General features: G+C 68.0%; 16 protein-coding genes. 5 read left to right on the top strand and 11 right to left on the bottom strand.

Annotation, left to right across the window (positions count from 1 at the left end; all coding sequences use genetic code 11):
* Window positions 1-98 precede the first annotated feature (98 nt).
* From Y710_RS03050 to Y710_RS03025, 6 genes are all read right to left on the bottom strand, one after another.
* Window positions 99-1,154, bottom strand: coding sequence for an MCE family protein (locus tag Y710_RS03050; RefSeq protein ID WP_062366272.1), 1,056 nt, complete (start codon window positions 1,152-1,154; stop codon window positions 99-101).
* Entirely contained in the window at window positions 1,147-2,331 is a 1,185-nt protein-coding gene (locus tag Y710_RS03045) for an MCE family protein (RefSeq protein ID WP_045536833.1), read from the bottom strand. Before Y710_RS03045 ends, Y710_RS03050 begins: the two co-directional genes overlap by 8 nt.
* A gap of 4 nt (window positions 2,332-2,335) precedes the next feature.
* Entirely contained in the window at window positions 2,336-3,187 is an 852-nt protein-coding gene (locus Y710_RS03040) for an MlaE family ABC transporter permease (RefSeq protein WP_006894242.1), read from the bottom strand.
* 3 nt (window positions 3,188-3,190) lie between these two features.
* Window positions 3,191-3,955 (bottom strand): MlaE family ABC transporter permease, encoded by a 765-nt coding sequence (locus Y710_RS03035; protein WP_006894241.1) that lies wholly within the window; start codon window positions 3,953-3,955, stop codon window positions 3,191-3,193.
* Between the two features lie 95 nt (window positions 3,956-4,050).
* Window positions 4,051-4,941: a 3-oxoacyl-ACP reductase gene (locus Y710_RS03030; RefSeq protein WP_006894240.1), complete on the bottom strand. Its 891-nt coding sequence runs from the start codon at window positions 4,939-4,941 to the stop codon at window positions 4,051-4,053.
* An 82-nt stretch (window positions 4,942-5,023) separates the two neighbouring features.
* Window positions 5,024-5,218, bottom strand: a complete 195-nt coding sequence (locus tag Y710_RS03025; RefSeq protein WP_006894238.1) for a ferredoxin — start codon at window positions 5,216-5,218, stop codon at window positions 5,024-5,026.
* Window positions 5,219-5,341: 123 nt separating this feature from the next.
* Here Y710_RS03025 and Y710_RS03020 point away from each other — a divergent pair, with 123 nt between their 5' ends.
* The 3 genes from Y710_RS03020 to Y710_RS03010 are packed head-to-tail and all read left to right on the top strand — an operon-like array spanning window position 5,342 to window position 9,184.
* Complete coding sequence (locus tag Y710_RS03020; RefSeq protein ID WP_006894237.1) at window positions 5,342-6,523, top strand: acyl-CoA dehydrogenase family protein; 1,182 nt, start codon at window positions 5,342-5,344, stop codon at window positions 6,521-6,523.
* 29 nt (window positions 6,524-6,552) lie between these two features.
* The gene (locus Y710_RS03015) at window positions 6,553-7,665 is read left to right on the top strand and encodes an acyl-CoA dehydrogenase family protein (protein ID WP_062366270.1); all 1,113 of its coding nucleotides are present in this window, start codon (window positions 6,553-6,555) and stop codon (window positions 7,663-7,665) included.
* 4 nt (window positions 7,666-7,669) lie between these two features.
* Entirely contained in the window at window positions 7,670-9,184 is a 1,515-nt protein-coding gene (locus Y710_RS03010) for an AMP-binding protein (protein WP_062366268.1), read from the top strand.
* Window positions 9,185-9,187: 3 nt separating this feature from the next.
* Here the strand turns inward: Y710_RS03010 and rpsR are convergent, their stop codons facing one another.
* The 4 genes from rpsR to rpmB are packed head-to-tail and all read right to left on the bottom strand — an operon-like array spanning window position 9,188 to window position 10,087.
* Complete coding sequence (gene rpsR, locus Y710_RS03005; RefSeq protein ID WP_062366267.1) at window positions 9,188-9,379, bottom strand: 30S ribosomal protein S18; 192 nt, start codon at window positions 9,377-9,379, stop codon at window positions 9,188-9,190.
* The gene (rpsN, locus tag Y710_RS03000) at window positions 9,379-9,684 is read right to left on the bottom strand and encodes a 30S ribosomal protein S14 (RefSeq protein ID WP_062366260.1); all 306 of its coding nucleotides are present in this window, start codon (window positions 9,682-9,684) and stop codon (window positions 9,379-9,381) included. The genes rpsR and rpsN overlap by 1 nt, the downstream gene beginning before the upstream one ends.
* Entirely contained in the window at window positions 9,684-9,854 is a 171-nt protein-coding gene (rpmG, locus tag Y710_RS02995; RefSeq protein ID WP_197462904.1) for a 50S ribosomal protein L33, read from the bottom strand. Before rpmG ends, rpsN begins: the two co-directional genes overlap by 1 nt.
* Complete coding sequence (gene rpmB / locus Y710_RS02990; protein ID WP_062366258.1) at window positions 9,851-10,087, bottom strand: 50S ribosomal protein L28; 237 nt, start codon at window positions 10,085-10,087, stop codon at window positions 9,851-9,853. The genes rpmG and rpmB overlap by 4 nt, the downstream gene beginning before the upstream one ends.
* Window positions 10,088-10,187: 100 nt before the next feature.
* Between rpmB and Y710_RS02985 the strand changes: the two genes are divergently transcribed.
* A complete protein-coding gene (locus Y710_RS02985) occupies window positions 10,188-11,477 on the top strand; it encodes a ribosome hibernation factor-recruiting GTPase MRF (protein ID WP_062366256.1) in 1,290 nt (429 codons plus the stop codon).
* Window positions 11,474-11,716, top strand: a complete 243-nt coding sequence (locus Y710_RS02980; protein ID WP_062366254.1) for a type B 50S ribosomal protein L31 — start codon at window positions 11,474-11,476, stop codon at window positions 11,714-11,716. The genes Y710_RS02985 and Y710_RS02980 overlap by 4 nt, the downstream gene beginning before the upstream one ends.
* Before the next feature lie 15 nt (window positions 11,717-11,731).
* Here the strand turns inward: Y710_RS02980 and Y710_RS02975 are convergent, their stop codons facing one another.
* Window positions 11,732-12,865 carry an NAD(P)H-dependent flavin oxidoreductase gene (locus tag Y710_RS02975; protein ID WP_006894226.1) on the bottom strand — a complete coding sequence of 378 codons (1,134 nt, stop codon included), beginning with the start codon at window positions 12,863-12,865 and terminating at the stop codon, window positions 11,732-11,734.
* Window positions 12,866-12,897 lie beyond the last annotated feature (32 nt).

Raw genomic sequence — 12,897 nt, 5'->3', positions numbered from 1 at the left:
CTTGGGCCGCCCCGCACGGTGGAAGGGCTTGGTCTCGGCCTGTGTGACGTCGACGTCCGGATCCTGCGACTCTGCGGGCTCGGGATTCACGTTCTCACTCAACTCGCGCACCTCCCGCCCGCTCTGGTCTGATCGCCCATCGCGTCGATCGCCGTGAAGTAGTACTGGGTGTTGCCCGGACCGGGCAGCAGCAGCCGGATACGGCAGAAGTAGATCTGCAGCCAGGCCCCGTAACTGCCGAGGTTGGAGAGCATCTTGAAGTCGCCGGGCAGGCGACCGAGCAGATTGCGGATGAAGGGCTCGGCCTTGAGCGCCTGCTCGCTGGTCCGCCCGAGCGCCGACACCGTCTCCTTGAGATCCGGGCGGGTGGCGTTCATCAGGCTCGCCAATCCGGTGGTGGCCTGGCTCGCCTGGCTGATCGCCTCGCCGTACACACCGCGGTCCTGGGCGAGTCCGGAGATCAGCTTCTGCATCCGGTCCACGCTCTGGTCCAGGCCCTTGTGGTCGGCCTCGAGCGTGGAGAGCGTCTTGTTGAGGTTGTCGATGACGCTGCCGATCAGCTGGTCGCGGTCGGCGATCTTGTTCGTGAACTCCGAGGTGCTGGCCAGCAGCGTGTTCAGTCCCGCGCCCTGCCCCTGGAAGATCGCGATCAGCGAGGAGGTCAGCTGATTGACCTCATCGGGGTCCAGCGTCCGGAACAGCGGCTTGAATCCGCCGAGCAGGTTGTCGAGGTCCAGAGCGGGCTCGGTCTGCTTCAGCGGGATCTGATCGCCCGCCGACAGCGTCTGGCTCATGTCGCCGGTGCCCGGCTGCAGCTCCAGATAGCGGTCGCCGGTGAGATTCTGGTACCGGATCCGGGCCTGCACCGACTTCGGCAGCCGGTAGTTGTCGTTGACCGTGAACGTGACCTCGGCCTGGTTGTCGCGATTGAGTTTCACCGAACTCACGGCTCCGACGTCGACGCCCGCGATCTTGACGACGCTGCCGGACTTCATGGCGGAGGCGCTGGCGAAGACGGCGCTGTACTTGTCACTGCTTCCGCCCTGGTAACGGCTGAACACCAGCACCAGGCCGACGAGCACCAGGATCATGGCGAGGGCGAAGGCGCCGAGCTTGATGACGGTCGCACGGAATGCGCGTGCGCGACTATCCACGGGGGGTACCTCCGAACAGCAACTGGAAGAGCTTGCGCGACTCCACCTTCGGGGTGGTGCGCGGCTGATACGGCTGCGGCGCGTTGTCGATGACGTAGAACGGGATGTGTTCCTTGGACTGCACATCGGTCAGTCCGGCCTGGCAGGTCGGCGGGCCGTCGCCGTGGACCTCGGGCAGGTCCTGCGGGTAGCGGTACGGGTCCTGACCGGGGATCAGTCCGGCGTCGAGCAGCAGCATGCCGTTACGCCCGCCGAGCAGCGGCGTGGCGATGTCGGTGGCGTCCGACGCCGCGGTGATGAAGCACCGCAGTCCCGGCGCCTGCCTGCCGAGCAGCCGGCTGACCGGGTTGAGATCGGTCAGAGTGGAGATGAGGTTCTTCTTCGACGCCGTCAGCACGCCGTTGACGGTGTTGGTCATGCCGGTGACGTTGATGAGCAGCGCGTCGAGGTTCGCGGCGTTGTCGACCAGGGTGTTCCCGACGACGGTCGCGTTGTCGAGCACGCGCATCAAATCGGGCATCGCGTCGGCGTAGACGTTGGTGGCGCCTGCACCCTCGCGGAGCAGCCGGTTGAGCTCGGGCAGGTGCGGGTTGGTCTTGCCGAGCACGTCCGTGAGCTGGACCAGCGCGTCGCCGATCTGCTTCCCGCGTCCCGAGAGGGCCTCGTCGACGGCGCCGATGGTGACGTTGAGCTTGTCCGGCTGCAGCTCGGCGAGCACGTTGACCAACTGCTGGTACACCGTGTTCAGCTCCACGACCACGTGGTCGGCGGTGATGACCGAGCCCGCCCGCAGCTGTCCCTCCGGCCCGGACTCCGGCACCACGAGGTTCACGGCCTTGGCCCCGAAGATCGTGTTCGACTTGATGTCGGCCTTGACGTTGGCCGGAACCATGCCGATCTGGTCGGAGGCCATGTCGAGCTTGAGTTCGGCCCGGTCACCGAGGGTGGTCACCGAGGCGACGCGCCCGACCTCCACCCCGCGGAGCTTGACCTTCGCGTCGGGATTCATCACCAGTCCCGCGCGCGGCGCGAAGAGGGTGACCGTCTCGGTGCTGGCGAACCATCCGAGGAACTGCCCGGACGCCAGCGCGACGATGCCGGCGAGCACGCCGACCATGATGACGGCTGCGAGCTTCCGGGTGCGGTCGCTGTAGCCTCTGCTGTTCTTCTTCGCCATCCGTTCAGCCCGCCAGATTGAACTTGCCGTCGGCGCCGTAGATCGCGAGCGACGTCAGAAGGGTGATGACCACGACCACGACCAGCGAGGCGCGGACCGCGTTGCCGACCGCCACACCGACGCCGACCGGACCGCCGGACGCGTTGAATCCGTAGTAGGTGTGGATGAGCATGACCGCGACGGCCATGCAGATCGCCTGTACGAACGACCACAGGATGTCCGACGGGATCAGGAACGTGGAGAAGTAGTGGTCGTACACGCCGGAGGACTGGCCGTAGAGCACCACGGTCGCGAACCGGCTGGCCAGGAACGACGCCAGCGCCGCGAGGGAGTACAGCGGAATGATCGCGACCAGTCCCGCGACGATGCGCGTGCTCACCAGGTAGGGCACGGACGCGATCGCCATCACTTCCAGGGCGTCGATCTCCTCGGACACTCGCATCGCGCCGAGCTGAGCGGTGGCCCCCGCGCCGATCGTCGCCGCCAGGGCGATGCCGGCGATCACCGGGACGGCGATTCGCACGTTGATGAACGCGGAGAAGAAGCCGGTGAGGGCCTCGACGCCGATGTTCGCGAGCGAGTTGTATCCCTGGACGGCGATCGTGCCGCCGGTGAACAGGGTCAGGAAGCCGACCACGACCACCGTGCCGCCGATCATCGCGAGCGCACCGGTACCCATGGAGATCTCCGCGATGAGGCGGAGCGTCTCCTTCTTGTAGAGCCGGACGGCACGCGGAATCGAGGCGATCGCGTCCCAGTAGAAGAGGGCCTGATCACCGATCTTGTTCCAGTCCTCGCCGGCGCGCTTGAGCGCGACACGGGCAGTGAGCAGACGGGTAGTACCTGGCAGAACCATCAATTATCCCATCGTCGCCTTGAGACCGACCGCGGTGACGACCACGTTCACGACGAACAGCGCCATGAACGAGTAGACGACGGTCTCATTGACGGCGTCACCGACGCCCTTCGCTCCGCCCTTGACGTTGAGGCCGCGGTAGCAGCCCACCAGTCCGGCGAACAGGCCGAAGAGCGCGGCCTTGATCATGGAGATCACCAGTTCCCCGAGACCGGTGAGCAGCGTGAGGTTGGCGATGAAGGCGCCGGGATTCACGTCCTGCAGATATACGGAGAAGATGAAGCCGCCCGCGATGCCGATGGTGCACACCAGGCTGTTGAGCAGCAGCGCCACCCCGGTCGAGGCGATGATGCGCGGCACCACCAGCCGGTGGACGGGGTTGATGCCGAGCACCTCGAGCGCGTCGATCTCCTCACGGATGGTGCGCGCACCGAGGTCGGCGCAGATCGCGGTGGCGCCGGCACCGGCGACGATGAGCACCGTGACGATCGGGCCGATCTGGGTGATCGTTCCGAGCGCGGCACCGGCGCCGGAGAGGTCCTGCGCACCGATCTCCCGGAGCAGGATGTTGAGCGTGAAGCTCACCAGCACCGTGAACGGGATCGCGACCAGCAGGGTGGGCACGAGTGAGACGCGGGCGATGGCCCACGACTGCTCGACGGTCTCACGCCACTGAAAAGGACGTCGAAAAAGCTCACGGGCGGATTCCACACCCAGGGAGACGAACTCTCCCACGCCGTTCATCGGGGCAGCGAGTCTGCTCGTCAAGGCCCCTCCTCCCGCTCCGATGCTGGCAACCTATCACGTACGAAAATTGTGCTCTGCGTTACAAGCCGAGCCGACACACTCTAAAGAGAGGTGTGCTAGTCCATCAAATCCGAGGCCGAGAATGTGCCGACCTTCTCCGGCTCGGCGAAGTACGCCGAGACGACGTCGCCGAGCGCCTCGGGCGACCACTGGTCGCCGTCCGCGGCGAAGACCTCTTGCACTTTGGGAGCGGCCATCAGACTGACCTTGGGGCCGTAGACCACGAAGACCTGTCCGGAGACATTCTGCGCCGAGGGACCGGCGAGGTAGCGGACCAGGGTCACCACATGCTCGGGCGACAGCGGGTCGACGGCGTCCTCGGGGGCTGCACCGAAGACGTCCGCGGTCATCGCCGTGCGCGCACGGGGACAGATCGCATTGGCGGTGGCGCCGTAGCGGGCCAGTGCGCGGCTCGCGGAGACCGTCAGCATCGAGATGCCGGCCTTCGCCGCGGAGTAGTTCGCCTGGCCGGCGCCACCGAGGAGCGCCGCTTCCGACGATGTGTTGATCAGGCGGCCGTACACGGGCGCACCGGAGGCCTTGGACTCGGCGCGCCAGTGTGCGGCGGCGTTCCGGTTGAGCAGGAAGTGACCCCGCAGGTGGACGCGCTGCACCAGATCCCACTGCTCATCGGTCATGTTGAAGAGCATGGCGTCGCGGGTGATGCCCGCGTTGTTCATGACGACGTGCAGACCGCCGAGGTCCTGCGTCGCGACACGCATGATCTCGGCCGCGGTGGCCGAGTCGGCGATGTCGCCTGCCACCGGAACCGCCTTGCCGCCCACACCGGCGATCTCGTCGAAGACGTCGCTGGAGTCGAGCGCCGACTGAAGGTCGTTCACGATGACGGTGGCCCCGTCGCGCGCGAGACCGATCGCCTCCGCACGCCCCAGACCCGCACCCGCACCGGTGACGACTGCTACCCGACCGTCCAACGACTGACTCACTTCTATCCCTTCGACGCGAAAACTAGAACTTGTTCTAACACAGATCCCTGCGAGCATCCACTCGATCGGGAAATGAGTGTTGTCAGTCGTCGACGATGGACAGTGCCGAGCGGGGGCAGCTGGCGACCACCTGACGCATCTCCTCGCGCCGGGTCTCGGCCACGTCGTCCTGCAGAATCACCAGGTAGTCGTTGTCGTCGAGCTCGAAGACGTCGGGTGCCATACCGACGCAGACAGCGTTCGACTCGCACAGATCGAAGTCGCATTTGATGTGCATCTATTCCTCCTCCGCTTGCAGCCCGAACAGTTGACGGGCTCGCGTCCTACACGTTAGAACGTGTTTCAATACTAGGGAAGCAGTATTGCGCCCCGATTGGGAAACAGCAACGGCGGGAGAGCCATGCGGATCGCCTACACGCAGGAACAAGAGCAGCTCAGGAGCGAACTTCGCGCCTACTTCGACGCCTTGATGACGCCGGAGCGCCGAGCCGCACTCACCGGCGGTGACGGAGAACTCGGAGAAGGCGATGCCTACCGGGACGTCGTCCGCCAGATGGGGCGGGACGGCTGGCTCGCGCTGGGCTGGCCCACCGAGTACGGCGGAGCCGACCGCTCGATGATGGATCAGCTGATCTTCACCGACGAAGCGGCAATCGCGGGCGCCCCCGTCCCGTTCTTGACGATCAATTCGGTGGCGCCGACGATCATGCACTTCGGCACCGACGAACAGAAGAAGTTCTTTCTGCCGAAGATCGCGGCCGGCGACCTGCACTTCTCGATCGGCTACTCCGAGCCCGGTGCGGGCACCGACCTGGCAGCGCTGCGCACCACCGCGGTCCGGGACGGCGACGAGTACGTCATCAACGGGCAGAAGATGTGGACCTCGCTGATCCCCTACGCCGATTACGTCTGGCTGGCCTGCCGCACCGATCCGGAGGCGAGCAAGCACAAGGGGATCTCGATGGTGATCGTGCCGACCACCGCCGAGGGCTTCTCGTACACCCCGGTCCACACGATGGCGGGCGTCGACACCAGCGCCACCTACTACCAGGACGTACGCGTTCCGGTCACGAATCGCGTCGGCGAAGAGGGCGGCGGATGGAGCCTGGTGACCAACCAGCTCAACCATGAGCGGGTGGCGCTGTGCAGTGCCGCCCCCATCCAGACCGCACTGCGGGAGACGCTGGCGTTCGCCACCGCGGAGACCGACGGTCGGCGGCCGGCCGATCAAGCCTGGGTCCGGGCCAACCTCGCACGTGTCCACGCCAAGGTCGAGTTCCTCAAGCTCGTGAACTGGAAGATCGCGTCGATCGCCGCCTCGGGCGGCTCGCCGTCGCCCGCCGACGCCTCGGCGACGAAGGTGTTCGGCACCGAGTTCGCCACTGAGGCCTACCGGTTGCTGATGGAGGTGGTCGGACCCGCCGCCACTCTGCGGCAGGGCAGTCCGGGAGCTCATCTGCTCGGCCGGCTGGAGCGCTTCGCGCGCACCTCCCTGATCCTCACCTTCGGTGGCGGCACCAACGAGATCCAGCGCGACATCATCGGCATGCTCGCATTGAAGCTCCCGCCGGCCCGCCGCTGAACCGCCGCCGTACTCAAAAGGACGAACCCATGGACTTCAACCCCACCGAAGCTGCGACCGACCTCGCCAAGCTGACGTCCGACATCGTCGACCGGCTCAGCCCCGCCGAGCGGGTCGCCGAACTCGAGAGCGATCGCGCGCCGATCGACCGGCGGCTCTGGACCGAGATCGCCGCGGCCGGCCTCCTCGGCCTGGCCGCACCCGAGGCCGTCGACGGCGCCGGTCTCACCACGTTGGAGACCACCGCGGTGGCCACCGAACTGGGCCGCGCCCTGGCCCGAGTGCCGTTCGGTCCGCACGCGGTGGCCGGCGTTCCGCTGCTCTGCGCGCACGCGAGCGACCGGCTCCGATCCGAACTGCTGCCGCGGGCCGTCTCCGGCGAGCAGGTGCTGACCGCCGCGGTCGAGGAGGACGGCGCCTACGGACCCGTCGACGGGCTCACCGCATTCGACGGCTCGGCTCTCACCGGTTCCAAAGTCAACGTCCCCTACGCGGCGGCCGCGGACACCCTCCTCGTCACCGCCGCGAGCGCGGGCGGGCCGCTGATCGCCGTCGTACCCGCGGACCGGTCCGGCGTGCGCATCACCGAGACCGTCACGACCGGTCTCACCCCGACCTATCTCGTCGAGTTCGACGCGGTGGAGGTGGCGGCCGACGAGATCCTCGACGGCGGCGCCGCCACCGTCGATCGAGCACTCGACCTGCTGCGGCTGGCCGTCAGCGCGGACCAGGCCGGCGTGATCGCCGGAGCCCTCGACGCCACCGCCCGTTACGCACGCGAACGAGAGCAGTTCGGAAGGCCGATCGGTTCGTTCCAGGCCGTGGCCGCGCGCCTCGCCGACGGTTACATCGATGTCCAGGCACTCACGCTGAGCGTGCTGCAGGCCGCCTGGCTGCTGTCGGGACTCGCCGACACCGACGCCGACGGGGCCACCGCCGCGGTCGACACCGCCAAGTTCTGGGCGGCCGAAGCCGGACACCGCGTCGCCCACACCACGGTTCACGTGCACGGTGGCGTCGGTCTGGACACCAGCCACCCGGTGCACCGGTACTTCCTGCGCGCCAAGCAGAACGAATTCACGCTGGGCAGCGCCCCGGTGGTGCTCGCCGAACTCGGCGACCTGCTGACGGCGACGCGGTGATTCGGTGACCGCGCCGCCCGCCGCCGTCACCGACGCCCGCTGCCTGTCGGACCTCTACGCCTCGCTGTCGGAGGTCACCGACCGCGGGATGCATTTCGAGGGCGGGTTCACCCCGTGGCGCGATCACTTCACTGCGACCAGGAAACGTGCTGCGGCGCTGCGCGAACGACTCGATCCCGTCCGTCCTCCGCACGTCGGCGTGCTGCTGCCGAACGTCCCCGAGTTCAGCTTCCTGTTCGGAGCGGCCGCACTAGGCGCGTTCGTCCTCGTCGGGCTCAACAGCACGCGCCGGGGTGCGGCGCTGGCCGCGGACGTGGCCCGGGCGGACTGTCAGATCGTGATCGTCTCGGACGAGACGGCCGAGCTGATTCCGGCGGATCTCCCGGTCCCGGTGCTCAACGTCGACGGCGCCGAGTGGGCCGAGACGGTCTCCGCGGCGTCGTCCGACGGGTTCGCACCGGCGCCCGTGCGACCCGACGATCTGGTGATGCTCATCTTCACCTCCGGCACTACGGGCGACCCCAAGGCCGTGCGCTGCAGTCAGCGCAAGTTCGGTGCGCCGGGAGTGATGCTGGCGCAGCGTTTCGGACTCGGACCCGACGACGTCGCCTACCTGTCGATGCCGATGTTCCACTCCAATTCGCTGATCGCCGGATGGTCGGTGGCGGTGGCCGCCGGCGCGTCGATCGTCCTTCGCAGGAAGTTCTCGGCGACCGGGTTCTGCGAGGACGTGCGTCGGTACGGTGTCACCTACGCGAACTACGTCGGCAAGCCGCTGCGCTATGTCCTGGCCACGCCCGAGCGCGACGACGACGCCCGCAGCACCCTCCGCCTGGTGTACGGAAACGAGGCCGGGGCCGCCGATCGCACCGAGTTCGCGCGCCGGTTCGGCGCGCGCGTGGTCGACGGTTTCGGGTCCACCGAGGGCGGTGTCTCGATCACCCGCACCGCGGACACCCCGGACGATGCGCTCGGGCCGCTCACCGCCCCGAACGCCGTCGTCGACCCGGACACACTCGAACCCGTCGCCGCCGGACGGATCGGCGAGATCGTCAACACCGCCGGTGCCGGACTCTTCGACGGCTATTACGGCGATGAGGAGGCGACGGCGCAGCGCCTGCGCGGCGGCGTGTACCGCACCGGAGATCTGGGATGGGTGGATGACGACGGGTACGTGCACTTCGCCGGCCGTCTCGGCGACTGGCTGCGGGTGGACGGCGAGAATCTCGGTACCCGTCCCATCGAGCAGATCCTGCTGCGCCATCGGTTGATAGCCGACGCCACCGTGCTGGGCGTCCCCGACGACATCGGCGACGCCGTCGGTGCCGTGCTGGTGGCACCGGGACTGACGCGGGAGTCGCTGGTGGAGTTCTTGAAGGCGCAGACCGATCTCGGGCCGAAGCAGTGGCCGACCCTGGTCTGGCTCACCGATTCGCAGCCCGAGACCGCGACCTTCAAGACCGCCCGCGCCGCCCTCGCCGCGTCGCTCGGCGAGCCGACCTGGCGCCTGGCCGGCTGAGCGTCAGGGCAGCAGCGCCATCTCCCGCGCATTCCGCACCGCGACCGCGAGGCGGCGTTGCTGCTGCACGGACAAGCCGGTGACCGATCGCTTCCGGATGCGGCCGCGGTCGGTCAGGAAGCGCCTGAGCGTCTGCGTGTCCTTGTAGTCGAAGGTCAGGTTCGGACCGGCGGTACGCCGTTTCACCTCACGCATCACCAGCTCGCCTTCTGAATGCCGGGCAGCTCGCCGCGGTGCGCCATCTCACGGAATCTGATGCGCGACACTCCCGCTTTGCGGAGGTAGCCGCGCGGCCGGCCGTCGACCGCGTCACGATTGCGCAGCCGGGTGGCGCTGGCGTCGCGCGGCTGCTTCGACAACTCCGCCTGAGCCGCCCGGCGGGCCGCGGGCTCGGCGCTCGCATCGACGACGATCCGCTTCAGCTCGGCCCGCCGCTCGGCGTACCGCTCGACCACCGCGCGCCGCTGCCCGTCACGGACGATCTTCGACTTCTTCGCCATCAGCGGTCCTCCTTGAAATCCACGTGCCGCCGCACGATCGGGTCGTATTTGCGCAGGACGAGACGATCGGGGTCGTTCCTGCGGTTCTTGCGCGTCACGTACGTGTATCCGGTACCGGCCGTCGACCGGAGCTTGATCACCGGCCGCAGATCAGTGCTGCTCGCCATCAGACCCGCTCCCCTCGCCGCCGGATGCGACCGACGACCGCATCGATCCCGTCCCGATCGATCTCCTTGATCCCCTTGGCGCTGACCCGCAACGTCACCCGGCGACCCAGACTGGGCACCCAGTACGTCTTCCGGAACAGATTGGGCTGCCATTGACGCGACGTCCGACGGTGCGAGTGCGACACCGACTTCCCGAATCCGGGTACCGCCCCCGTCACCTGGCATCTCGCTGACATGAAGCCTCCTTACTGACAACTATTCGCATTAATTTCGCCGATGACGGTACAGTGAAATCCGAAATTAATGAAAACCATTACAAGTAAGGAATGAGTCGAGATGCCGCAGGAACGTTCGCACAGAACACCGTTGACCCTGGTCACCGGCCTCGATCGCACTATCTCCGCCAGAATCGCCCACACCCTGGCCACTCCCGGGACCGCGGTGGTGAGCCACGATCTGCGTGACGTCGAGCGCGGCCGCGTCACGCGAACCGTGCATCGGATCGACACCGACGGCCACGACGAGTTCAGTGTCGACGACATCGACCTGGAACACGGATGCGTGTCGTGCACACTCCGACTCGATCTCCTCCCGCTCCTGCGCACCCTGCACCGCGAGACGCAGGTGTCCCGGATCGTGGTGGTTCTCGATCCGGTGGCGGAACCGGAGAACGTCGCGCTCGAGGTCCACCAGACGGTCGTGCACGTGCCGGGGCTGCCACCCGCCCCCGCGGGCGACGACGTGTGCCTGAGCCACACCGTCTGCGGCGTCGACGCGGCACGGTGGCTCGCCGACGCCACCGGCGATCTCACGCTCGCTGAGGCGGGACTCTCGGCCGCCGAGGACGAGCGCACCCTCGCACAGGTGGCCGTCGGGCAGGTGCGATTCGCCGACACCGTGATCGTGGAGCGCGCCGACTCGGCCGCGGGTGCATGGGAGCTCGCACGACTGCACGCCGTGCTCGTCCGGTTGGCGCCGGCCGCGGGAATGCGCACGCTCAACAGCAGGCAGCCGCTCGACGCCGCACTGATGGCGCGGGCGCTCGCCTCCGGCACGGCGGAGTCACCTCACGGACGCCCGCGCCGCCCGTTCGATCCCCTGCTGTCGGGACGACCGGACCTCACCGCCGACTGCGGCGTGGAGCTGATGACGATCGAAGCGACGCGCCCGTTCCACCCTGAGCGGCTGCACGTGGCGCTCGACGCCTTGCTCGACGGCGTCGTGACCGCGCAGGGTCGGCTGTGGATCGCGGCGAATCCGAACGACGTGCTGTGGCTCGACTCGGCCGGCGGCGCCCTGGGCATCCGCCGCGTCGGCACCTGGCTGGCCACCGATCCCGCGGCCGCCGCGGATCCGCAGCAGTCCGCGACGGCGGCGTTCTACTGGGACGACGTGCACGGTGATCGCCACACCAGCATCGTCGTCCTGTGCCATCGGGCCGCGCCCGACGAGATCCGCGCCGCCTTCGACGCGGCGCTCGTCACCGATGACGAACTGGCCGCTGGGCCGCGGGCCCTGGCGAACCTGCCGTCCCCGTTCGGCACCGACCATCGCGACCCGTGCGACGACCTCGAGACCACCGACCGGTCCGCCACCGTGGACCAGACCGAAGGAGAGAACCGATGAAGCCCGGAATCCACCCCGAGTACCGCCACGTCGTATTCCGCGACGCGACCACCGGCACGAGTTTCCTCACCCGATCGACGGCCGCCTCGGACGCGACCGTCGAGTGGGAGGACGGCGAGGTCTACCCGCTGATCACCGTCGATGTGACGAGCGATTCCCATCCGTTCTGGACCGGCACCCAGCGTCTGGTGGACGCCGAGGGCCGCGTCGAACGGTTCAAGCGGCGGTACGGGCTGTAGAGCCGACCCGGACGCTCAGTCCAGGGTGGCGTTCATCCTCGCGACCGCTTCGCGGTACTCCGAGACCAGTCCGTCGATCAGTTTCTCCACCGGGGTGATCTCGTTGCAGCGCCCGACGATCTGTCCGGCCGGCATCGCCACCACCTTCGGGTCGTCGGATGCCGAGATCCGCGCGTGCGCCTCGCCCACCAGGAGATTCTGCAGCGGCATCGGCAGCGGTTCCGGGGCGCCGGGAGCGTCCCACGCGTCGGTCCACGCCGTCTTGAGCAGGCGCGCCGGCTTGCCCGAGTAGATCCGACGCCGGACGGTGTCGCGCGAGGTCGCGGCCAGCAGTGCCTGCTGAACGGTCGACGGTTCGCCCGGCTTGTGCGCGCCGAGGTTGTACTCGGCGGCGGTGAGCCAATAGGTGCCCATCCACACGCCCTGCGCACCGAGCGCGATGGCGGCGGCGATCTGCCTGCCGCTGCCCACACCGCCCGCGGCGAGCACCGGAGCCTCACCGGCGGCGTCGACCAACTCCGGCCAGAGGACCATCGACGTGACCTCGCCGGTGTGCCCGCCGCCCTCATAGCCCTGCGCGATGACGATGTCGACGCCGGCGTCGAGGTGGTGCAGCGCATGCTCCCGCGCTCCCGCGAGCGCCGCGACCGCCACACCGTTGTCGTGCGCGATGCCGATGACGTCCTCGGGAGGCGAGCCGAGCGCATTGGCGATCAGCTTGATCTGCCCGTACTTGCGCGTGTGCTCCATCGCGATGTCGACATGCGAGCGTGCGACCGAGTGCAGCCAGCCGAGCACGCCGGTGTTCACCCGATCGCCGCCGTCCGGCAGCTGCGGCACTCCGAGATCGTCGAGCGTCCGCTCGACGAACGCACGGTGCTCGGGCGGGATCATCGCGTCGAGGTCCATCTTGGATCCCTCGGTGGGGATCTTGGCGGGCATCACGACGTCGACGCCGAAGGGCTTCCCGTCGGTGTTCTCGTGCATCCATTCCAGGACCGCGTCGAGTTCATCCGGCTCGTTGAACCGCACGCATCCCAGGACGCCGAGGCCGCCCGCGCGGCTGATCGCGGCGGCCACCTCCTCGCTGGGGGTGAAGCCGAAGATCGGGTATTCGATCCCGAACCGCTCGCACAATGGGGTTTTCATCGATGTCCTTGTCGTAGAAGAGATTGTGTAAA

The organism is Gordonia sp. QH-12 (assembly GCF_001578675.1).
Classification (GTDB): domain Bacteria; phylum Actinomycetota; class Actinomycetes; order Mycobacteriales; family Mycobacteriaceae; genus Gordonia; species Gordonia sihwensis.
The sequence above is the reverse complement of the archived record's forward strand: the minus strand, read 5'-3'. Positions and strand labels throughout refer to the sequence as shown.